The organism is Kitasatospora sp. NBC_00039 (genome assembly GCF_045160625.1).
In the GTDB taxonomy this organism is placed as follows: Bacteria; Actinomycetota; Actinomycetes; order Streptomycetales; family Streptomycetaceae; genus Kitasatospora.
Genome location: NZ_CP108289.1, coordinates 6,446,980 through 6,467,330, shown reverse-complemented (window position 1 = coordinate 6,467,330; position 20,351 = coordinate 6,446,980). Strand labels below are relative to the sequence as shown.

At 73.9% G+C, this 20,351-nt stretch carries 26 protein-coding genes; 6 read left to right on the top strand and 20 right to left on the bottom strand.

Translation table 11 applies throughout. The annotated features are described in order from the left end of the window. Positions 1-59 precede the first annotated feature (59 nt). The 11 genes from trpA to OG286_RS28710 all read right to left on the bottom strand — a co-directional run bounded on the left by trpA (position 60) and on the right by OG286_RS28710 (position 8,105). Positions 60-869, bottom strand: a complete 810-nt coding sequence (gene trpA, locus OG286_RS28760; RefSeq protein ID WP_396319326.1) for a tryptophan synthase subunit alpha — start codon at positions 867-869, stop codon at positions 60-62. Positions 870-871: 2 nt separating this feature from the next. Next, positions 872-2,167: a tryptophan synthase subunit beta gene (trpB, locus tag OG286_RS28755; RefSeq protein WP_405366085.1), complete on the bottom strand. Its 1,296-nt coding sequence runs from the start codon at positions 2,165-2,167 to the stop codon at positions 872-874. A 47-nt stretch (positions 2,168-2,214) separates the two neighbouring features. Then, positions 2,215-2,364, bottom strand: coding sequence for a tryptophan biosynthesis modulator TrpM (gene trpM, locus OG286_RS28750; RefSeq protein ID WP_174315761.1), 150 nt, complete (start codon positions 2,362-2,364; stop codon positions 2,215-2,217). Between the two features lie 10 nt (positions 2,365-2,374). Then, on the bottom strand, positions 2,375-3,181 hold the full coding sequence (trpC, locus tag OG286_RS28745; RefSeq protein WP_396319327.1) for an indole-3-glycerol phosphate synthase TrpC: 807 nt from the start codon (positions 3,179-3,181) through the stop codon (positions 2,375-2,377). A gap of 186 nt (positions 3,182-3,367) precedes the next feature. Further along, positions 3,368-3,814 (bottom strand): DUF2752 domain-containing protein, encoded by a 447-nt coding sequence (locus OG286_RS28740; RefSeq protein ID WP_405359555.1) that lies wholly within the window; start codon positions 3,812-3,814, stop codon positions 3,368-3,370. Positions 3,815-3,913: 99 nt separating this feature from the next. Then, positions 3,914-4,156 carry an HGxxPAAW family protein gene (locus tag OG286_RS28735; RefSeq protein ID WP_396319329.1) on the bottom strand — a complete coding sequence of 81 codons (243 nt, stop codon included), beginning with the start codon at positions 4,154-4,156 and terminating at the stop codon, positions 3,914-3,916. A 179-nt stretch (positions 4,157-4,335) separates the two neighbouring features. Then, the gene (locus OG286_RS28730; RefSeq protein WP_405365868.1) at positions 4,336-4,950 is read right to left on the bottom strand and encodes a TIGR02234 family membrane protein; all 615 of its coding nucleotides are present in this window, start codon (positions 4,948-4,950) and stop codon (positions 4,336-4,338) included. Between the two features lie 26 nt (positions 4,951-4,976). After that, complete coding sequence (locus tag OG286_RS28725; protein WP_396319331.1) at positions 4,977-5,552, bottom strand: Uma2 family endonuclease; 576 nt, start codon at positions 5,550-5,552, stop codon at positions 4,977-4,979. Between the two features lie 34 nt (positions 5,553-5,586). Continuing rightward, positions 5,587-7,107: an anthranilate synthase component I gene (locus OG286_RS28720; RefSeq protein ID WP_405365867.1), complete on the bottom strand. Its 1,521-nt coding sequence runs from the start codon at positions 7,105-7,107 to the stop codon at positions 5,587-5,589. 30 nt (positions 7,108-7,137) lie between these two features. Continuing rightward, the gene (gene hisI, locus OG286_RS28715) at positions 7,138-7,524 is read right to left on the bottom strand and encodes a phosphoribosyl-AMP cyclohydrolase (RefSeq protein WP_396319333.1); all 387 of its coding nucleotides are present in this window, start codon (positions 7,522-7,524) and stop codon (positions 7,138-7,140) included. A gap of 107 nt (positions 7,525-7,631) precedes the next feature. Beyond that, complete coding sequence (locus OG286_RS28710) at positions 7,632-8,105, bottom strand: hypothetical protein (RefSeq protein ID WP_405365866.1); 474 nt, start codon at positions 8,103-8,105, stop codon at positions 7,632-7,634. Between the two features lie 129 nt (positions 8,106-8,234). Between OG286_RS28710 and OG286_RS28705 the strand changes: the two genes are divergently transcribed. The 3 genes from OG286_RS28705 to OG286_RS28695 all read left to right on the top strand — a co-directional run bounded on the left by OG286_RS28705 (position 8,235) and on the right by OG286_RS28695 (position 10,520). Next, positions 8,235-8,858, top strand: coding sequence for a hypothetical protein (locus tag OG286_RS28705; RefSeq protein ID WP_396319335.1), 624 nt, complete (start codon positions 8,235-8,237; stop codon positions 8,856-8,858). 53 nt (positions 8,859-8,911) lie between these two features. After that, positions 8,912-9,574 carry a TIGR03085 family metal-binding protein gene (locus tag OG286_RS28700; RefSeq protein ID WP_396319336.1) on the top strand — a complete coding sequence of 221 codons (663 nt, stop codon included), beginning with the start codon at positions 8,912-8,914 and terminating at the stop codon, positions 9,572-9,574. 160 nt (positions 9,575-9,734) lie between these two features. Continuing rightward, positions 9,735-10,520, top strand: coding sequence for a VOC family protein (locus OG286_RS28695; RefSeq protein ID WP_405365865.1), 786 nt, complete (start codon positions 9,735-9,737; stop codon positions 10,518-10,520). Positions 10,521-10,584: 64 nt separating this feature from the next. Here the strand turns inward: OG286_RS28695 and hisF are convergent, their stop codons facing one another. The 8 genes from hisF to hisD all read right to left on the bottom strand — a co-directional run bounded on the left by hisF (position 10,585) and on the right by hisD (position 16,495). After that, positions 10,585-11,355: an imidazole glycerol phosphate synthase subunit HisF gene (hisF, locus tag OG286_RS28690; protein ID WP_396319338.1), complete on the bottom strand. Its 771-nt coding sequence runs from the start codon at positions 11,353-11,355 to the stop codon at positions 10,585-10,587. Next, on the bottom strand, positions 11,352-11,783 hold the full coding sequence (locus OG286_RS28685) for a RidA family protein (protein ID WP_396319339.1): 432 nt from the start codon (positions 11,781-11,783) through the stop codon (positions 11,352-11,354). The genes hisF and OG286_RS28685 overlap by 4 nt, the downstream gene beginning before the upstream one ends. After that, positions 11,780-12,505 carry a bifunctional 1-(5-phosphoribosyl)-5-((5-phosphoribosylamino)methylideneamino)imidazole-4-carboxamide isomerase/phosphoribosylanthranilate isomerase PriA gene (gene priA / locus OG286_RS28680; RefSeq protein WP_148645547.1) on the bottom strand — a complete coding sequence of 242 codons (726 nt, stop codon included), beginning with the start codon at positions 12,503-12,505 and terminating at the stop codon, positions 11,780-11,782. The genes OG286_RS28685 and priA overlap by 4 nt, the downstream gene beginning before the upstream one ends. A gap of 22 nt (positions 12,506-12,527) precedes the next feature. Continuing rightward, complete coding sequence (gene hisH, locus OG286_RS28675) at positions 12,528-13,163, bottom strand: imidazole glycerol phosphate synthase subunit HisH (RefSeq protein WP_396319340.1); 636 nt, start codon at positions 13,161-13,163, stop codon at positions 12,528-12,530. 97 nt (positions 13,164-13,260) lie between these two features. Continuing rightward, a complete protein-coding gene (locus OG286_RS28670) occupies positions 13,261-13,413 on the bottom strand; it encodes a hypothetical protein (protein WP_396319341.1) in 153 nt (50 codons plus the stop codon). Further along, a complete protein-coding gene (gene hisB, locus OG286_RS28665) occupies positions 13,410-14,003 on the bottom strand; it encodes an imidazoleglycerol-phosphate dehydratase HisB (protein WP_396319342.1) in 594 nt (197 codons plus the stop codon). The genes OG286_RS28670 and hisB overlap by 4 nt, the downstream gene beginning before the upstream one ends. A gap of 6 nt (positions 14,004-14,009) precedes the next feature. Then, positions 14,010-15,191 carry a histidinol-phosphate transaminase gene (locus OG286_RS28660; RefSeq protein ID WP_396319343.1) on the bottom strand — a complete coding sequence of 394 codons (1,182 nt, stop codon included), beginning with the start codon at positions 15,189-15,191 and terminating at the stop codon, positions 14,010-14,012. After that, positions 15,188-16,495, bottom strand: a complete 1,308-nt coding sequence (hisD, locus tag OG286_RS28655; RefSeq protein ID WP_396319344.1) for a histidinol dehydrogenase — start codon at positions 16,493-16,495, stop codon at positions 15,188-15,190. The genes OG286_RS28660 and hisD overlap by 4 nt, the downstream gene beginning before the upstream one ends. Before the next feature lie 91 nt (positions 16,496-16,586). On the opposite strand from hisD, the gene OG286_RS28650 reads away from it, so the two are divergent. The 3 genes from OG286_RS28650 to ybaK are packed head-to-tail and all read left to right on the top strand — an operon-like array spanning position 16,587 to position 19,477. Beyond that, complete coding sequence (locus tag OG286_RS28650) at positions 16,587-18,167, top strand: oxidoreductase (protein ID WP_405359561.1); 1,581 nt, start codon at positions 16,587-16,589, stop codon at positions 18,165-18,167. A gap of 42 nt (positions 18,168-18,209) precedes the next feature. After that, positions 18,210-18,938, top strand: coding sequence for an LON peptidase substrate-binding domain-containing protein (locus tag OG286_RS28645; RefSeq protein ID WP_396319346.1), 729 nt, complete (start codon positions 18,210-18,212; stop codon positions 18,936-18,938). Between the two features lie 44 nt (positions 18,939-18,982). After that, on the top strand, positions 18,983-19,477 hold the full coding sequence (ybaK, locus tag OG286_RS28640) for a Cys-tRNA(Pro) deacylase (RefSeq protein WP_396319347.1): 495 nt from the start codon (positions 18,983-18,985) through the stop codon (positions 19,475-19,477). Positions 19,478-19,505: 28 nt separating this feature from the next. Here the strand turns inward: ybaK and OG286_RS28635 are convergent, their stop codons facing one another. Next, the gene (locus OG286_RS28635; protein ID WP_396319348.1) at positions 19,506-20,321 is read right to left on the bottom strand and encodes a hypothetical protein; all 816 of its coding nucleotides are present in this window, start codon (positions 20,319-20,321) and stop codon (positions 19,506-19,508) included. Positions 20,322-20,351: the final 30 nt, after the last annotated feature.

Sequence of the window (20,351 nt, the reverse complement as noted above, 5' to 3'; positions counted from 1 at the left end):
CGACGACGGCCCGCCGCCCCCGGTGGAGGGGGCGGCGGGCCGTCACGGAGCGGGTGTGCCTACCGGCGGCGGACGCCCTCCGCCAGCTCGCCGGCCAGGGTGCGGACGGCCGCCAGTGCGGCCTGCTCGTCACCGTCGGCGTCCAGGATCCGCTGGACGAAGGCCGAGCCGACGATCACGCCGTCGGCGAAGCCGGCCACCTGGGCGGCCTGGTCGGCCGTCGAGACGCCGAGGCCGACGCAGACCGGCAGCGCCGTGGTGGCCCGGGTACGGGCGACCAGGTCCTCGGCGAGGTCACCGACCTGGGCGCGGGAGCCGGTCACGCCCATCACCGCGGCCGCGTAGACGAAGCCGGAGCCCGCCGCCGTCACCTCGGCGAGGCGCTTGTCCTTGCTGCTCGGGGCGACCACGAAGACGGTGTCGAGCCCGTGCTCGTCCGCCGCCTTGCGCCACTCCTCGGACTCCTCCACCGGCAGGTCCGGCAGGATGCAGCCGGCGCCGCCGGCGGCGGCCAGGTCGGCGGCGAACCGCGCGGGGCCGTAGCGCTCGACCGGGTTCCAGTAGGTCATGACCAGCACCGCCGCCCCGGGGTGGGCACCGGCCACCTCCTGGACGGTGCGCAGCACGTCCTTGATCCGCACACCGGCCCGCAGCGCGATGTCGTCCGCGGTCTGGATGGTCGGGCCGTCCAGCACCGGGTCGGAGTGCGGCAGGCCGACCTCGACGATGTCGCAGCCGCCCTCGACCAGCGCGTTGACGGCGCGCACGCCGCCGTCGACGCTCGGGAAGCCGGCCGGCAGGTAGCCGATCAGCGCGGCGCGGTTCTCCGCCTTGGCGGCGGCCAGGATGCCGCTGAGCTTCGAAGCCATGGTCACTTACCCCCGTTGCCGGCGCCGTCGGCCCCGTTGTCGCCGTTGTCGCCGTTGTCGCCGGCCGGGTTGTTGCCGGCCTCGTCGTACAGGCCGAAGTACTCGGCCGCGGTGTGCATGTCCTTGTCGCCGCGCCCGGAGAGCGAGACCAGGATGGTGGCCTCGGGCCCGAGCTCGCGGCCCAGCTCCAGGGCACCGGCCAGGGCGTGGGCGCTCTCGATGGCCGGGATGATGCCCTCGGTGCGGGACAGCAGCCGCAGCGCCTGCATGGCGGCGTCGTCGGTGACCGGGCGGTACTCGGCCCGGCCCGTGTCCTTCAGCCAGGCGTGCTCCGGGCCGACGCCCGGGTAGTCCAGGCCGGCCGAGATGGAGTGCGACTCGATGGTCTGGCCGTCCTCGTCCTGCAGGACGTAGGTGCGGGAGCCGTGCAGCACGCCCGGGTCGCCCTTGGTGAGGGTGGCGGCGTGCTTCGGGGTCTCGGCGCCCTCGCCGGCCGCCTCGCAGCCGATCAGGCGCACGCCCGCGTCAGGGATGAACTCGTGGAAGATGCCCATCGCGTTGGAGCCGCCGCCGACGCAGGCGACGACGGCGTCCGGCAGCCGGCCGGTCCGGTCCAGGACCTGCTGGCGCGCCTCGACGCCGATGACCCGGTGGAAGTCGCGGACCATCATCGGGAACGGGTGCGGGCCCGCCACGGTACCGAACAGGTAGTGGGTGGAGTCCACGTTGGCGACCCAGTCGCGGAACGCCTCGTTGATGGCGTCCTTGAGGGTGCGGCTGCCGGACTTCACGGCCACCACCTCGGCGCCGAGCATCCGCATCCGGGCGACGTTCAGCGCCTGGCGCTGGGTGTCGACCTCGCCCATGTAGATGGTGCAGTCGAAGCCGAACAGCGCGCAGGCGGTGGCGGTGGCCACGCCGTGCTGCCCGGCGCCGGTCTCGGCGATGATCCGGGTCTTGCCCATCCGCCGGGTGAGCAGCGCCTGGCCCAGCACGTTGTTGATCTTGTGCGAGCCGGTGTGGTTGAGGTCCTCGCGCTTGAGCAGGATGCGCGCGCCGCCCGCCTCCGCGGAGAAGCGGTGCACGTCGGTGAGCGGGCTGGGGCGGCCGGTGTAGTCCTTGAGCAGCCCGTCCAGCTCGGCGGCGAACGCCGGGTCGGCCTTGGCCTTCTCGTACTCCTCGGCGACCTGCTCCACGGCGGCGACCAGCGCCTCCGGGATGAAGCGGCCCCCGTAGGCACCGAAGTAACCGCGGGCGTCCGGCACCTCGGCGCCGGGCAGGTAGTCCTTCTCGGACATGGTGAAGTCCTTCTGGAAGATGACGACAGTGACGTCGGAACGGCTGGTCAGCCGCGCGTCCTGCGCCATCGCCGGCCCTGCACCTGCCCGGGCTCGCAGCCGATCACGTAGCGCACCCGCCTGCCCAGCACCCGGCGTGCGGGCGCGCGGCAGCCGCGCGGGCGGCAGCCGGGGGCGAGACGGGAGGCGAGTTTCATGGCGGCGGGGTCAGTCCTTGTGCCGCAGGGCGGGGTGGGCACCGGCCGCGACCAGGTCGGCCACGGCGGCGCGCGGGTCCTTGCCGGTCACCAGGGACTCGCCGACCAGCACCGCGTCGGCGCCCAGGTTGGCGTAGGAGATCACGTCCAGCGGGCCGCGCACCCCGGACTCGGCGACCTTGACGACGCTGTCCGGGATCGCGTGGACGACGTTGCCGAAGGTGTTGCGGTCCACCTCGAGGGTCTTGAGGTTGCGGGCGTTGACTCCGATGATCTTCGCGCCGGCGTCCACCGCGCGGGCGATCTCCTCCTCGTCGTGCACCTCGACCAGCGGGGTGAGGCCGATCGACTCGGCGCGCTCGATCAGCGACACCAGGGCCGGCTGGTCGAGGGCGGCGACGATCAGCAGCGCGAGGTCGGCGCCGTGGGCGCGGGCCTCCCAGAGCTGGTAGGCGGTGACGATGAAGTCCTTGCGCAGCAGCGGGGTGTCCACCGCGGCGCGGACGGCGTCCAGGTCGGCGAGCGACCCGCCGAAGCGGCGCTGCTCGGTCAGGACGCTGATCGCGGCGGCGCCGCCGGCCGCGTAGTCGGATGCCAGGGCCGCCGGATCGGCGATCGCGGCCAGTGCGCCCTTGGACGGGCTGGAGCGCTTGACCTCGCAGATCACCCGCACGCCTTCGCCCCGGAGGGCGGCGACGCCGTCCTTGGCGTCCGGAGCCTTGGCGGCGAGCTCCTTGAGCTCGTCCAGGGAGACCCGGGCCTGCCGCTCGGCGAGGTCCTCGCGGACCCCTTCGATGATCGAGTCGAGCACACTCACGCAAGCGCCCCCATCATGTCTGCTAGTTCTGCTAGCGAGGAGCCGGACGGCCAGTGGGCCCCCGGCCCTTCGATGGTATCGGCAAGGGGGGCGCGCAGCGCATCCGCCCGGCGCGCGTCTCGCGGAACGGACGCCCCCGGGGCAGCTCCGAGCTGCGATTTCACCGTCCCCACACCGACGGCCGGGTCAGACCAGCGGCGGTGCCAGCCCGGCCCCGATCGGCAGGTTGCGCACCACCGTGAACACCAGCAGGAGCAGCGCCACCAGCGCCCAGCGCCGCGCACCGAGCGCGAGCCCCGGCGCGGGCCCGCCGCTCACCGCCGCCCACACCCAGCGCACCCAGAGCACCGCCAGGACGGCGAACAGCAGCACCGCGGGCGCGTTGTCGTGCAGCGCGCCACTGAGGTCTCCGTGGGCGAGCGCGTGGACGCAGCGCAGCCCCCCGCAGCCGGGGCACCACCAGCCGGTGAAAGCCAGGAACGGGCAGGTCGGGTAGTGCCCGGGGGCGTTCGGGTCCACCACGGCGACGAACACGGTGGGGACGGTCGCCGCGGCCAGGGCGGTCAGCGGCGCGCCCAGCCGGCGCAGGACGGGCGGCCGGGCGGAGGCGGTGGAGGAGGCGGTCACGCCCATGATTGTGCCCGCCCGGCACGCCCGGCGGGCACCGTGACACCGATCGGGGAAACGAAAACGGCGGGCGTTGACGCCCGCCGTTCACAAGGTGCCGCGAGATCAGGCGGTGGCCAGCGCGGCCTGCTCCTCGTGGGTGTACACCATCGTGCTGGGCTGCCTGCCCATGCCCGCCATCGCCATGGCCTTGCCGACCACGCCGCCGAGCAGGACGACCGCGAGGCCGGCACAGACCAGCAGCACCGACGGGAGGATCATCGCGACGCCCGCGATCGCGAAGCCGACGAAGGCGATGGTCACGCCGGTCCAGGCGGCGGGGGTGTGACCGTGTGCTGCTGCTGCCATCTGATGGTGCTCCTTGGCTCTCCGGGGCCCGGCCGGGCCTGCCGGCCCCTGGCGGGTTGACGTGTTCCATTGTGCCGGGCCGCACGGCGGCGCCCCAAGGCGGGTGCTCGTCTATCGGGTCACACCGCCACGCGGCGCCCCCGGCGCGGTGCGACGCCGCGCGGGCGCAGTGCGTCGTCTCAGACCGCGGTCGGGTCCTCGCCGCGGTCCAGCGCCTTCCAGAGGTCGGCCGGGGACTCCGCGGCCTTCGCCGGCGCCTTGCGGGTGGGCGCCTCGTAGCGGCTGCCCATGGCCGGCCAGCCGCGCCCGTACCGGGCGGTGAGCAGCCCGGCCAGCGCCAGCAGCAGCCCGCCGAGCAGGGCCACCCAGGGCCAGGTGGTGTGGGCGACCTCGGTCGCGGTGGTGCTGGAGAGGGCGAGCTTGCGGGCCGCCTCGGTGTCCAGCGCGGCGGTGTCGCCGGCCCCCGCCGCTGCCGCGGCCGCCGCCCCGAGGCCGGCCAGCAGCGTCAGCAGGCCGACCGCGATCCGGCCGGCGCCGCGCACCGCGAACACCGCGACAGCTGCGGCCAGCGCCACCAGCGCCAGCCCGCCGGGCAGTTCGGAGATCTTCCCGCCGGTGACGGACACCTCCAGGGTGCCGGCCGCGCCCTCGGCCCAGACCCGGCCGGCGGCGGTCAGCACCAGCACCGCGCCCAGCACGGTCAGCAGCAACATCAGGCCGAGCGTGCGCCGCCCGGGCTTCGCCTCGGCAGGGGTGGACTGTGTCTCGGCACGGGACTGGTCAGGAACGCTCACCCGTCCACTATCCCCCGACTGATGTCTCACGCCTTACCCGGGGTGGGCCGCTCGATCGGGAACTCATCGGTCTCCACCACGAGCGTCCGATCACCGAGCGGCAGAAAAAGGTCGTTTCCGAACGGCACTCGTTCCGCCTCCCGGTACGCACCGCTGCGGGACGGAGCCGTGTGTACCGTACAGTTCCCGTCCGCCGGATCGATCACCACGTAAATCGGAATCCCGCACTCCGCATAGACCCGCACCTTCGTGACGTAGTCCTTGTCCTGACCCGACGGCGAGGCCACTTCGAGCACGGCCTCGACATCGTGCCACTCGTAACGCCCTCGACTGTTGTGCCCGGCCCCCGGAGCGATCACCGCCAAGTCGGGGGCATAGCCGAAGAGCGTGGACGGGAAGTCGATCATGACGCCCGACATGATCCGCCCGTGACCCGCGAGTTGCTCCTTGATCTGGGGCGATGCGCTGAGGATCACCTCCCACCGGCTCTCCCCCTGCGGCGTCATGATGATCCTTCCATCCGTGATCTCCACCCGGTAACCCTTCGGAAGGTTCACGCCCTCAAGAGCGTCCCAGGCACTCGCCGTAGTCGTCGAGGTCATCCTCGCCGCCTTCCTCAGCCACTCGGCGCCGTCCTCACGATAGCGGCGGGCGGAGCGTATTCGCCGTGGCCACGGCCCGCAGGACAGCGGCGGCCTTGTTGCGGCACTCGGTGTCCTCGCCGTGCGGGTCCGAGTCGGCGACCACGCCCGCGCCCGCCTGGACGTACGCGGTGCCGTCGCGCAGGACGGCGGTGCGGATGGCGATCGCGGTGTCGGAGTCCCCGGCGAAGTCCAGGTAGCCGACGCAGCCGCCGTACAGGCCCCGGCGGGTGGGCTCCAGCTCCTCGATGATGCGCATCGCGCGCGGCTTCGGCGCGCCCGAGAGGGTGCCGGCCGGGAAGCAGGCGGTCAGCACGTCGAAGGCGGTCCGCCCGGGGGCCACCTTGCCGGTCACCGTGGAGACGATGTGCATGACGTGGCTGTACCGCTCGATCTGCATGAAGTCGACCACCTCGACGCTGCCCGGCTCGCAGACCCGCCCGAGGTCGTTGCGGCCCAGGTCGACCAGCATCAGGTGCTCGGCCCGCTCCTTGGGGTCGGCGAGCAGCTCGGCGGCCAGCTCGGAGTCCTCGTGCGGGGTGGCGCCGCGGTGCCGGGTGCCGGCGATCGGGTGCACCATCGCCTCGCCCTCGGTGACCTTCACCAGCGCCTCCGGGCTGGAGCCGACGACGTCGAAGCCGCCCTCGGCGCCGCCGTCCGGGCCGGGGAAGCGGAACAGGTACATGTACGGGCTGGGGTTGGTGGTGCGCAGCACGCGGTAGACGTCCAGCGCGGAGGCCGGGCAGGGCGCCTCGAACCGCTGCGAGGGCACCACCTGGAACGCCTCGCCGGCCCGGATCCGCTCCTTGACCTCCTCGACGGCGGCCCGGTACGGCTCGCCGCCGAACGGCGAGCGGACCTCACCGGGACCGGACGGGGTGAAGGTGGCCAGGCCCGGGTCGACCGGCCCCCGCAGGTCGGCCTCCATCGCGTCGAGCCGAGCCACCGCGTCCGCGTAGGCCTCGTCGACGCCGGTGGTCAGGTCGTTGTGGTTGACCGCGTTGGCGATCAGCAGCACCGTGCCGTCGGCGTGGTCGAGCACGGCGAGGTCGGTGGCCAGCAGCATGGTGAGCTCGGGGAGCTTCAGGTCGTCCGGGTTGAGGTCGGGCAGCTTCTCCAGCCGGCGCACGACGTCGTACCCGAGGTAGCCGACCAGGCCGCCGGTGAGCGGGGGCAGGCCGTCGTCGGTGCGGCGCGGGGTGTGCAGCGTCTCCAGCGCGGCGCGCAGCACCTGGAGCGGGTCGCCGGTGGTGGGGATGCCGACCGGCGGGGCGCCGTGCCAGCGGGCCCCGCCGTCCTCGCCGGCGGTGAGCACGGCTCCACTGCGGACGCCGACGAAGGAGTACCGGGACCAGCTGCGGCCCTGCTCGGCGGACTCCAGCAGGAAGGTGCCGGGGCGCTCGTCGGCGAGGCTGCGGTAGAGGCCGATCGGGGTGAGGCCGTCCGCGAGAAGCCTGCGGGTGACCGGGATGACCCGGGTGTCGACGGCGAGCTTGCGGAAGGCTTCGAGGTCCATGGCGGGCGGCACCTTACGGGGTAGGAGAGGTCAGGAGAGCGGGAGCACGTCGGCGTCGAAGCAGGTGCGGTCGCCGGTGTGGCAGGCGGCGCCGGTCTGGTCGACCCTGACCAGCAGGGTGTCGCCGTCGCAGTCCAGCGCGACCGACCTGACCTGCTGGACGTGGCCGGAGGTGTCGCCCTTGACCCAGTACTCGCGGCGGCTGCGGCTCCAGTAGGTGCAGCGGCCGGTGGTGAGGGTGCGGTGCAGCGCCTCGTCGTCCATCCAGCCCAGCATCAGCACCTCGCCGGTGTCGTACTGCTGCGCGATGGCCGGGAGCAGGCCGTCGTCGGTGCGCTTGAGCCGCGCGGCGATCGCGGGGTCCAGGGCGGTGGAGCCGGGGGTGGCGGGTGTGGTGGGGGTGGCGGGGGTGGACATGGGGCCATTGTGTCAGCCCGGCCCGGCCCGGCGGTCCCCCGTCCGGATCCCGGCCCGGGGCCGCCACCGCCCCGGGGAGCGGCCCCGCCGGCGCAGGCCCCGGCCGCTCAGTGCGGCCGCTCGCAGCCGGCCGGCCAGATCCGGTGCACGAACAGCCCGGCCCGTCGGGCCAGTTCGGCGACCCGTGCGGGCTCGCTGCCGGATCCGCCGTCCCAGACCGCGATCAGCTCGTCGATCATTCCGACCACGGCCCGCCCGGTGTCGTCACCGGGGCCGCCGTGCTCGGCGGCGGCCAGCCGGTGGACGGCGTTGGCCTCGTTCATCAGCCGCAGCCGGGTGCCCCGGTGCGTGTGGTCGGCGCGGCCGACGACGGGTGCCCCGGCGGGGACGATGACCTCCAGCTTGCCGCCGTGCTCCAGCACGGAGTCGGCGAACCAGGTCTCCGGGCCCTCGTCCGCGCAGGTGACGCCGACCAGTTCGTACGGGCCGAAGGTGGTGACCAGCTTCCAGAGGTCCCCGCGGACCAGCATCTCGGTGATGCCCCCCGACAGGCCCCGGTGACCGGTGATTCCGACGCGCATCCGCCTACTCCTGGGATCGTGTCGTGCCGCCGGGAAGCCTAGCCGACTCCCGCGCACGGAGCCGGTCTGCTCGTACGAGTTGTGCCAACCGCCTGTCGGGCGGCCCCGGCGTGGGCCATCCTCGTGGCCATGACCTCCGAGCAGCCGCCCCCCGGGCAGTCGGGCCCCGGGCCGTCGGTCTCCGCGCAGCCGGCCGGGGCCGGCGCCGCCCGTCCGTCGCGGGGCCTGGTCCTCGCCGTCTTCGCCGTGCTGGCCGTGCTGCTCGCGGTGGTGGCCACCGTGCTGCTCTGGCCGGAGAAGAAGCCGGCCGCACTGCCGCCCCCGCCCGCCCCGAGCGTCAGCACCCCGGTCCCGACGCCCACCCCCACGCCCACGCCGACCCCGACACCCACCAAGGCGGTGCCGTACACCTTCTTCACGGCCGGCTCCTGCTTCGACCACCCGCAGCTGAACAAGTCGGTCACCAAGCCGGAGGCGCGCCCCTGCGAGGGCGCGCACGACGGCGAGGCGATCGGCAACCCGCAGCTCCCGGACGGGCTGACCGGCGACAGCCAGATCAGCAAAGCGATGCGGGACGGCTGCAAGGAGGCCCAGGCCGCGGCGGACGCCCGCCAGGGCGGCGGCGGGCCGTACTACGGCTACCCGTTCGGCCCGTCGATGACCTTCTACCAGCAGGGCTGGCGGGACTACACCTGCACCCTGACGGCCAGCAACCACCCGGGCGGCACCCGGCTCACGGGCCACCTGAAGTAGGGCCGGCCGACACGCCGTCCGCCACGCCGACCGGCACGCCCTACGCTGTGGCCATGTCGAACCACGCCCTCGCCGAGCGCCACCGGCTGGCCGCACTGCTGGCCGCCGCCGGGCCGGACGCGCCCACCCTCTGCGCCGGGTGGTCCACCCGGGACCTCGCCGCCCACCTGGTGGTCCGGGAGAGCCGGCCGGACGCCGCGGCGGGCATCCGCCTCGGCCCGCTGGCCGGCTGGACCCACCAGGTCCAGAGCGGGTACGCCGAGCGCCCCTACGAGGAGCTGGTGCGGCGGTTCCGGTCCGGGCCGCCGCTGCTCTCGCTGTTCGCCCTGCCCGGCGCCGACGAGGCCGCCAACACCGTCGAGTACTTCGTCCACGCCGAGGACGTCCGCCGCGCGGGCCCGCAGTGGCAGCCGCAGGCGGTGCCGCCGGGGCGGGCCGCGGCGCTCTGGCGCCGGCTGCCCCTGCTGGCCCGGCTGGAGGCGGGCCGCCGCTCCCCCGCCCGGCTGGAGCTGCGCCGCCCGGACGGGCAGAGCGTGACCGTCGGCCCAGCGGGCGCTCCGACCGTGCGGATCACCGGCGAGCCCGGCGAGCTGGTGCTGTTCGTCTACGGCCGCGGCGAGCGGACTGAGCTGTCGGTGGACGGTCCGCCGGACGCCGTCACCGCCCTGCGGCACGTGCTCCCGCTGCCGCCGGCGGAGCCCGTGGCCGGCGCGTAGCGGGAGTCCCCCGCACGGCCGGGGGCCTGCGGCGCGTCGGCGGCGCCCCGGCTGCGGATGTCGGTACCGGGGTGCAGACTCGCAGATGGCCGGGGTGGGGTGCGTCCACGCCCCCACGAACCCGCCCGGCCGTCCCTTCCCGTCGAAGGAGCACCACCCCATGCTCACCACCGACTTTCCCACCGGCACGCCCTGCTGGATCGACCTCGGCAGCCCGGACCCTGCCGCGGCCGCCGCCTTCTACGGCGCGGTGTTCGGCTGGACGTTCCAGGCTCTCGGCCCGGAGGCCGGCGGCTACGGCTTCCTTCAGGCCGACGGCAAGACCGTGGCCGCCGTCGGGCCGCTCACCGAGGAGGGTGCGAAGTCCACCTGGACGACGTACTTCAAGGCGCCGGACGCGGACGCCACCGCCAAGGCCGTCGAGCAGGCCGGCGGCGCCGTCCGGGTCGCGCCGTTCGACGTCATGGAGGCCGGGCGGATGGCCCAGGTCACCGACCCGCAGGGCGCCCGGTTCGCGATCTGGCAGGCGGGCACCACCCAGGGCCTGGACGCGGTGTCCACCGATAACGCGCTGGTCTGGGTGGAGCTGCACACCACCGACCCGGCGGCCGGCCTCGGCTTCTACCGGACGCTCTTCGGCTGGCGCTCGGAGAAGTTCCCGGCACCGGGCATGGAGTACCTGGTGCTCTCCACCGCCGACGGCGACCAGCGGGCCACCAGCTTCGGCGGCATCGCACCGGTGATGGGCGAGGGCCAGCCGCCGTCCTGGACGCCGTACTTCGCCACCGAGGTGGTGGACGAGCTGGTCGAGCGGGGGCGGTCGGCCGGCGGCACCGTGATGATGGGCCCGGAGCAGGTCCCGGACGTCGGCCGGATCGCCTGGCTGGCGGACCCGTTCGGCGCGCCGTTCGCCCTGATCAAGGGCGAGCCGCCGAAGGAGTCCTGAGCGCGGAGAAGAGCGGGCCCGCCCACCACGAGGGAACACATCGTGGTGGGCGGGCCCTCGCGCGTCACCGTACGGGGTGGCCGGCCTCGCGCAGCGCGGCCTTGACCTCGCCGATCCGCAGGTCGCCGAAGTGGAAGACGCTGGCGGCCAGCACCGCGTCCGCGCCGGCCTCCACCGCCGGGGCGAAGTCGGCTGCCTTGCCGGCGCCGCCGGAGGCGATCACCGGGACGGAGACGGTCTTGCGGACGGCCCGGATCATGTCCAGGTCGTAGCCGTCCTTGGTGCCGTCCGCGTCCATCGAGTTGAGCAGGATCTCGCCCGCGCCCAGATCGGCGGCCCGGCCGGCCCACTCGACGGCGTCCAGGCCGGTGCCCTTGCGCCCGCCGTGGGTGGTGACCTCGAAGCCGGACGGCGTCTCCGTGCCCTCCGGGCAGCGCCGGGCGTCCACCGACAGCACCAGCACCTGGCGGCCGAAGCGCTGCGCGATCTCGCGGATCAGCTCCGGGCGGGCGATCGCCGCGGTGTTGACGCCGACCTTGTCGGCGCCGGCCCGCAGCAGCTTGTCGACGTCCTCGACGGCGCGGATGCCGCCGCCGACGGTCAGCGGGATGAAGACCTGCTCGGCGGTGCGGCGCACCACGTCGTAGGTGGTCTCGCGGTCCCCCGAGGAGGCGGTGATGTCGAGGAAGGTGAGCTCGTCGGCGCCCTCGGCGTCGTAGAGCTTGGCCATCTCGACCGGGTCGCCGGCGTCGCGCAGGTTCTGGAAGTTGACGCCCTTGACCACTCGGCCGGCGTCGACGTCCAGGCAGGGGATGACTCGTACTGCGAGGGTCACGGCTGTTTGCCTTCCAGGGTGCTTGCGAGCCCGGCGCGGTAGGCGTCGAGTTCGACCTCGACCATCATCCGGGAGTCGATCAGTCCGGCGACCACCACCATGGTGGCGACCGGGCGGGCGGCGTCGAAGAGGGTGCGGTGGGCGCGGCCCACCTCGTCGGCGTCGCGGACGTGGGTGATGTACATCCGGGTGCGGACCACGTCGTCCGCGGTCAGGCCGTACGCGGCCAGGGCCTGGAGGCCGACGCCGAAGGCGGCGAGGGTCTGCCCGTACGGGTCTCCCTCGTGCTCGATCTTCCCGTCGACCCAGGCGGTGGAGCCGGCCACGTGCACGTGGTCCCCGGCCGCGACCGCCCGCGAGTAGCCGAACTGCCCCTCCCAGGGGGAGAATCCGGCGAGCCGGCCGCGTACGATCTGACGTTCCGTCATCCTGAAACCGCCTCCAGGGCCTCTTCGAGGGTGAACTTCTGCTCGTAGAGTGCCTTGCCCACGATGGCGCCCTCGACTCCCTCGCCGACCAGCGTGGCAATGGCGCGCAGGTCGTCCAGCGAGGAGACGCCACCGGAGGCGACGACCGGCTTGTCGGTGGCGGCGCAGACGTCGCGCAGCAGCTGGAGGTTGGGGCCGGTCAGGGTGCCGTCCCGGTTGACGTCGGTGACGACGTAGCGGGCGCAGCCCTCGGCGTCCAGGCGGGCCAGCACGTCGAAGAGCTGGCCGCCGTCGCGGGTCCAGCCGCGGCCGCGCAGGGTGGTGCCGACCACGTCGAGGCCGACGGCGATCTTGTCACCGTGCTCGGCGATGACCTTGGCGACCCACTCGGGGCTCTCCAGCGCGGCGGTGCCCAGGTTGACCCGGGTGCAGCCGGTGGCGAGGGCGGCGGCCAGCGACTCGTCGTCGCGGATGCCGCCGGAGAGCTCGACCTTGATGTCCAGCGCGCCGGTGACCTCGCGGAGCAGGTCGCGGTTGGAGCCGGTGCCGAAGGCGGCATCCAGGTCGACCAGGTGGAGCCACTCGGCACCGGCGTTCTGCCAGGCGAGGGCGGCGGCGAGCGGCTCGCCGAAGGAGGTCTCGGTGCCGGAGGCGCCCTTGACCAGGCGGACGGCCTGGCCGTCCCGGACGTCGACGGCGGGGAGCAGTTCGAGGCGGCTCATGGTGTTGACAACTCTCAGATCGTCAGAGGGTGTTGACCCAGTTGGTCAGCAGGGCGGCGCCGGCGTCGCCGGACTTCTCGGGGTGGAACTGGGTGGCCCAGAGCGGGCCGTTCTCGACGGCGGCGACGAACGGCTGGCCGTGGGTCGACCAGGTGACCAGCGGGGCGTTGATCCGCGCGCTGTGCACCTCCAGGTCCCAGGTGCGCACCCCGTAGGAGTGCACGAAGTAGAAGCGGGTGTCGGCGTCCATCCCGGCGAACATCCGGCTGCCCTCGGGGGCGTCCACGGTGTTCCAGCCCATGTGCGGGACGACCGGCGCGTCCAGCGGCTCGACGGTGCCCGGCCACTCGTCGCAGCCGGCCGTCTCCACGCCGTGCTCGACCCCCTTCTCGAAGAGGATCTGCATGCCGACGCAGATGCCCATGACCGGGCGGCCCCCGGCGAGGCGGCGGCCGATGAGCCAGTCACCGCGGACGGCCTTCAGCCCGCGCATGCAGGCCTCGAAGGCGCCGACGCCGGGGACGAGCAGGCCGTCCGCTTCCATGGCGGTCCGGAAGTCGGAGGTGACGGTGACGGTCGCGCCGGTGCGCTCGACTGCGCGCTGGGCCGAGCGGAGGTTCCCCGACCCGTAGTCGAGTACGACGACGTTCTTGCCCATGTTCAGGTGTCCATCTTCTTGGCGACTGCGCAGCCTCGGGGGCCACGTGGTCTTGGCGGCTACTCGGCGGTTTCCGAAGCGGCTCTGTACGGCGCCGTCACAGGCGCATGACGCCGGAGGCCAGGCAGAGCACCGAGCCTATGGCGAGCACGGCGATGACGCCCTTCGGAATCTTCTGCTTCCAGAACGAGATCACCCCGCCCGCCAGGAAGAGTCCGGCGAAGATGAGGACGACAGCGGACTTGCTCACAGCGCACCCTTGGTCGAGGGGAGGATGCCGGCCGCGCGCGGGTCGCGCTCGGCGGCGTAGCGCAGCGCCCGGGCCAGCGCCTTGAACTGGCACTCCACGATGTGGTGGGCGTTGCGTCCGTAGGGTACGTGGACGTGCAGGGCGACCTGCGCCTGGGCCACGAAGGACTCCAGGATGTGCCGGGTCATGGTGGTGTCGTAGCTGCCGATCATCGGCGCCATGTGCTCCGGCTCGGTGTGCACCAGGTAGGGGCGGCCGGAGAGGTCCACGGTGACCTGGGCGAGCGACTCGTCCAGCGGCACGGTGCAGTTGCCGAAGCGGTAGATGCCCACCTTGTCGCCGAGCGCCTGCTTGAAGGCGGCGCCCAGCGCGAGGGCGGTGTCCTCGATGGTGTGGTGGGTGTCGATGTGCAGGTCGCCGTCGGTCTTCACGGTGAGGTCGAAGAGGCCGTGGCGGCCGAGCTGGTCGAGCATGTGGTCGTAGAACCCGACGCCCGTGGAGATGTCGGTCTTGCCGGTGCCGTCGAGGTCTATCTCGACCAGGACCGAGGTCTCCTTGGTGGTGCGTTCGACGCGTCCGATGCGGGTCATGCGGGGTTACAGCTCCTGACTGGCTGCGCGCGCGGAGCGCGCACTATCAAGGGTGGGGGTGGGCCTGGGCCCCGCCTGCCCGAGGGCGGGCAAGGAGGGAGGGAGGGCGGTACGGACGGCGTCCAGGAACGCGTCGTTCTCGGCGGGGGTGCCGGCGGTGACGCGCAGCCACCCGGGGACACCGTTGTCCCGGACGAGGACGCCGCGGTCGAGGATGGCCTGCCAGACGGCGTGGGCGTCCGCGAAGCGGCCGAACTGGACGAAGTTGGCGTCCGAGTCGGTCACCTCCAGGCCCAGTGCGCGCAGCGCGTCGACCAGCCGGTCGCGCTCGGCCTTGAGCCGGCCGACGTATCCGAGCAGGGTGTCGGTGTGCTCCAGGCAGGCCAGCGCGGTGGCCTGGGTGACGGCCGACAGGTGGTACGGCAGGCGGACCAGCTGCACCGCGTCCACCACGGCCGCGTCGGCGGCCAGGTAGCCCAGGCGCAGGCCGGCCGCGCCGAAGGCCTTGGACATGGTGCGGGTGACCACCAGGTTGGGGCGGCCCTCCAGCAGCGGCAGCAGGGAGGCGCGGTGCGAGAACTCGACGTAGGCCTCGTCCACGATCACCAGGCTGGGCCGGGCGGCCTGCGCCGCCTCGTAGAGCCGCAGCACGGTGTCGGCGGCGACGGCGGTGCCGGTCGGGTTGTTCGGCGAGCAGACGAAGACGACGTCGGGCCGCTGCTCGGCGATGGCCGCGACGGCGGCCTCCACATCGATGGTGAAGTCCTCGTTGCGCGGGCCGGAGATCCAGTCGGTGCCGGTGCCGCGGGAGATCAGGGCGTGCATCGAGTACGAGGGCTCGAAGCCGATCGCGGTGCGGCCGGGGCCGCCGAAGGTCTGGAGCAGCTGCTGGAGGATCTCGTTGGAGCCGTTGGCGGCCCAGACCTGCTCGCGGGTGCGGGCGAAGCCGGTGGTCCTGGTCAGGTAGGCGGCCAGGCCCTCGCGCAGCTCGACCGCGTCCCGGTCGGGGTAGCGGTTGAGGTTGCGGGCGGCCTCGGCGACGCGCTCGGCGATCCTGGCCACCAGCTCTTCGGGGAGCTGGTACGGGTTCTCGTTGGTGTTCAGCTGGACGGGCACGTCCAGCTGCGGGGCGCCGTACGGGGTCTGTCCGCGCAGCTCGTCGCGGATGGGGAGGTCGTCGATCTTCACGCGCCCGGCACACTCCAGTCGAATCGGGCCTTGATCGCGTCACCGTGACCGGGCAGGTCCTCGGCGTCGGCGAGGTTGACGACGTGCGCGGCGATGCCGGCCAGCGCCTCGCGGTCGTACTCGACGACCTGGACGCCGCGCAGGAAGGTCTGCACGGAGAGCCCGGAGGAGTGGCAGGCGCAGCCGCCGGTCGGCAGCACGTGGTTGGAGCCGGCCGCGTAGTCACCCAGCGAGACCGGCGTCCACCGGCCGATGAAGATCGCGCCGGCGTTGCGGACCTTCGCGGCGACGGCGTGCGCGTCCCGGGTCTGGATCTCCAGGTGCTCGGCGGCGTACGCGTTGACGACCTGAAGGCCCTGCTCCAGGGAGTCGACCAGGATGATGCCGGACTGCCGGCCGCCCAGGGCCTCGGCCACCCGCTCGCTGTGCTTGGTCCGGGCGACCTGCGTCTTCAGCTCGGCCTCCACCGCGTCGGCCAGCCCGGTCGAGTCGGTGACCAGCACCGAGCCGGACGTCGGGCCGTGCTCGGCCTGGCTGATCAGGTCGGCGGCGACGTCCACCGGGTCGGCGCTGTCGTCGGCGAGGACGGCGATCTCGGTCGGGCCGGCCTCGGAGTCGATGCCGATGCGGCCGGCGAAGTAGCGCTTGGCGGCGGCCACGTAGATGTTGCCCGGGCCGGTGACCATGTTGACCGGCTCGCACTCCTCGGTGCCGAGCGCGAACATGGCGACCGCCTGGGCGCCGCCGACCGCGTACACCTCGGTGACGCCGAGCAGCGCGCAGGCCGCCAGGATCGTCGGGTGCACCCGGCCGCCGAAGGCCTTCTGCGGCGGCGAGGTCACCGCGATGCCCTGGACGCCCGCCTCCTGGGCCGGCACCACGTTCATCACGACGGAGGACGGGTAGACGGCCAGGCCGCCCGGCACGTACAGGCCGACGCGGTCCACCGGCACCCAGCGCTGGGTGACCGTGCCGCCGGGCACCACCTGGGTGGTGTGTCCGGTGCGGCGCTGGTCGGCGTGGACGAGGCGGGCGCGGCGGATCGACTCCTCCAGCGCGGCGCGCACCTTCGGGTCCAGCGTCTCCAGGGCCTCGGCGATCTGCCCGGCGGGCACCCGGGTGGACTCCAGCCGCACACCGTCGAACCGCTCGGTGATCTCGATCAGTGCCGCGACCCCGCGATGGTGCACGTCCTCGGCGATCGGCCGCACCGTCTCCAGGGCGGCCGCGACGTCGAAGTCGGCACGGGGCAGCAGGTCGCGCGGGTCGTCGAGGGATCCGCGCAGGTCGATTCGAGAGATCACGCCACCCAGTGTAAGGAGTGGCCGGAACCGACGGCCCCGCATTTCAGTCCGTGATACGAAAGGCGAGACGACCGGGGGAGACGGGGGAACGATGGCGGAGCGGGCACCGGACGGCTGGACGCCGGTGGAGCAGGGCTTGTGGGAGGCGTTCCGGCAGGGCGGGGTGTACGACCTGCGCACGGGCGACGCCGACCAGGACGACCCGTTCGGCGGGGCGGCCTGGGGCCCGGAGCGCACGGTCCGCGCCGAGGTGCTCTCCCGGCTGCTGCTGGCCGGGCCGGCCGCCGCCCCCGGCCGGGTCGCCTCGCTCAAGCTGACCGGCATCAGGGTCACCGGCCCGCTGCGGCTGGCCGGCGCCACCATCGGCCACTACGTCGAGGTGCACGACTGCCGCTTCGAGCAGAAGATCCTGATCTCCGAGGCCGAGGCCGGCACGCTGCGGTTCGTCAGCTGTCTGATCCCCCGCCTGGAGGCCTCCCGCCTCGCCACCTCCGGCGATCTGCACCTGGCCCGCTGCCGAATACCCGAGGGCGTCCGGCTCACCGACGCCCGGATCGGCACCGACCTGCTGCTCAACCAGGCGGTGCTGGGCGGCGACCGGTTCGGCCGGGCGCTCTCCGCCGACGGCATGGCCGTCAGCCAGGACTTCGAGGCCGACCGGCTGGAGTCCCGCGGCGAGGTCAGCCTGCGCACCGGCCGGATCGGCGGCCGGCTCTCGCTGCGCGGCGCCCAGCTGCACGCCGTCCCGGAGAACCACACCGCGCTGAACCTGGTCCGGGTCACTGTCGGCCACACCCTGTACCTCAGCGGCTCGGCGGACGGCGGCTGGTACGGCTCGCAGACCTACTACGGCTCCGGCTACGGCGAGATACCGCCGGCCGGCGCCCCCAGCACCCCGTTCCGGGCCCACGGGCGGGTCCGGCTCTCCGACGGCCGGTTCGAGGCCGCCTGCCTGCTCTCCGACGCCGAGTTCCGCCTCGGCCCGGACGACGAGCTGGCCCTGCGCCGCATCCAGACCCCCGAGCTGCGGTTCACCTGCCGCTTCCCCGACGGCGGCACCGTCTCGCTCTCCCGCGCCCGGGTCGGCAACCTGGTCGACGCGCCCGGCTCCTGGCCGCAGGGCAAGCAGCTCGGCCTCACCGGCTTCACCTACGAGTGCCTGCGCCCGGCCGTCCCGTTCACCGTCCAACAGCGGATCGCCTGGCTGGAGGGCTCCTCGGTGGACTTCCAGCCCGAGTCCTACGAGCAGCTGGCCGCCGCCCTGCGCCGCGACGGCGCCGACGACGACGCCCGCGAGGTGCTCTACGCCAAGCAGCGCCGCCGCCGGCAGACCCTGCCACTGCCCGCCCGGATCTGGGGCCGGATCCAGGACGTCACCGTCGGCTACGGCTTCCGCCCCGGCCGGGCCGCGCTCTGGCTGCTCCTCGCCTGGGCCCTGGGCAGCATCTACTTCGCCACCCACCAGCTGCAGCCGCTCAAGGCCGACGAGCGGCCGCACTGGGACCCGGTGCTGTACGCCCTCGGCCAGCTGCTGCCCGTCGTCGACCTCGGCCAGCAGGGCTGGAACCCCGGCGGCGCCGACCAGTGGGTCGCCTCAGGCCTGGTGATCGTCGGCTGGATCCTCGCCACCACCGTCGCCGCCGGAGCCACCCGGATGCTCCAGCGCGGATAACCCCCGGGCGTATTCACCGCTCGGGGAACTACGCTGTCCGCCGTGACAGAACGGCTGCCGCTCTTCCCGCTGAACACCGTGCTCTACCCGGGCCTGGTGCTGCCCCTGAACGTCTTCGAGGAGCGCTACCGCCGTCTGCTGGCCGATCTGCTCGCCCTCCCCGAGGACGAGCCGCGCCGGTTCGGCGTGCTCGCCATCAAGGACGGCCGCGAGGTCGCGCCGGTCCGCCCCGACGACGGCCCGGCCGGACCGCTCGACGGCCTCGGCACCGCCACCGGCGACCCGCTGGAGGCCCTGTACCACGTCGGCTGCGTCGCCGACGTCGCCTCCGCCCAGGAACAGCCCGACGGCCGGTACGAACTGCTGGTCACCGGCACCACCCGGTTCCGGCTCCGCTCGGTCGACACCGGCGGACCGTACCTGACCGGCGAGATCGAGCCGATCGAGGAGGAGCCCGGCGAGGGCGCGAGCGTGCTGGCCGCCGGCGTCGAACGGGCCTTCCGCGCCTACCAGAAGCGGCTGGCCGGCGCCCGCGAGGCCAGCACGGTCGGCCACCAGGAGCTCCCGGACGACCCGCAGGTGCTCTCCTACCTGGTGGCCGCCGCCTCGGTGTTCGAGACCCCGGTCAAGCAGGGGCTGCTCGCCTGCCCCGACACCGCGCAGCGGCTGCGCAGCGAGCTGGAGCTGCTGCGGCGCGAGACGGCCGTACTCAGCTGGCTGCCCTCGCTCCCGGCGGTGGACCTCACCCGCCAGTCGTTCAGCCCGAACTGAGCCCGCCTCCCGAGCCCGCCTTCCCGTTCCCGGAGACCTCCACCATGGCCAAGAAGCCCAGGAAGGGCGGCCAGGGCACCCCCGCCACGGTCGCCCTCGAGCACGCCGCCGTCGCGTTCACCGTGCACGCCTACGAGCACGACCCGGCCGCCGCCTCCTACGGCGGCGAGGCCGCCGAGGCGCTCGGCATCTCCGCCGACCGGGTCTTCAAGACGCTGGTCGCCGACGTCGACGGTGTCCTGACCGTGGGCGTCGTCCCGGTGGCCGGCCGGCTGGACCTCAAGGCGCTCGCCGCGGCGGTCGGCGGCAAGCGGGCGGTGATGGCCGACCCGGCCGCCGCCGAGCGCAGCAGCGGCTACGTCCTCGGCGGCATCTCCCCCCTCGGCCAGCGCCGCCCGCTGCGCACCGTGCTGGACGACAGCGCCCTCGCCCACCCGACGGTCTACGTCTCGGCCGGCCGCCGCGGCCTGGAGGTCGAACTCGCCCCCGCCGACCTCGTCACCGTCACCGGCGCCCTGACGGCCCCGATCGGCCGCTGACCCCCGGGCCGAGGGCCGGGGCGCGGCGTCAGGGCTTGTGCTCCTCCTGCGGCAGCGCGTCCTGCGGCTGCCCCGCCGAGCCCGGCGGCGTCCCCGGGGGTACGCCCGGCTGCGCGTCCACGGGCCGGGGCGCGTCGTACGGCCCGGCCCAGTACGGCGGCGGGTCCTCCTCGCGCTTGCCGAACGCCGCCGACAGCGCCAGCAGCACCACCATCGCCGCCATCGGCCAGGCCAGCAGCGCCCCGTACGCCCCCAGGTCGATGTCGGCGTTGAAGTGCCCGCCGTTGCCGACCCGCCGGGCCTCGGCGACCAGGTCGCTGCCCGGGCCGAGCCGGCGGCCCAGCGACCACGCACCCACCGAGGCCAGCAGGCCGCCGACCGCGAGGCCGACCGCGACCGCGATCCCGCCGCCGCGGCGGCGGGTGACCAGGAAGGCCCCGAGCGCGGTCAGGATGCCCATGCCCAGCCCGATCAGCACGAAGACGCTGTCGGCGCCGGCCCGCTGCTCGCCCTCCGGGTCGCCGTAGAGGATCTTGTTGCCGTCGACCACCAGCGGCACCTTCGGCGCCAGCCACGCCCAAAGGGCGGCCATCGCCACGCCGAGCACCAGGCAGACCAGCAGCGTGATCGCGCCGACCTTCAGCTCGGGCCGCAGCCGTTCCAGCACCGGCTGCCGCTCCGGGCCGGTGTGCGCGCCCGCCGGCAGGGGCGGGATGCCCGCGGCGTCCGGGGCCGGCGGCGGCGCGTACGGGTTCGGGGCGGCGGCCGGGCCCTGGCCGGCGGTGTCCGCGTCGGTGCCCGCAGCCGCGCGCAGGGGATCCGGAGGTGTGTTCGGTACGGTCACGGGCCCATCGTTTCACGACAGCCGCCCGAA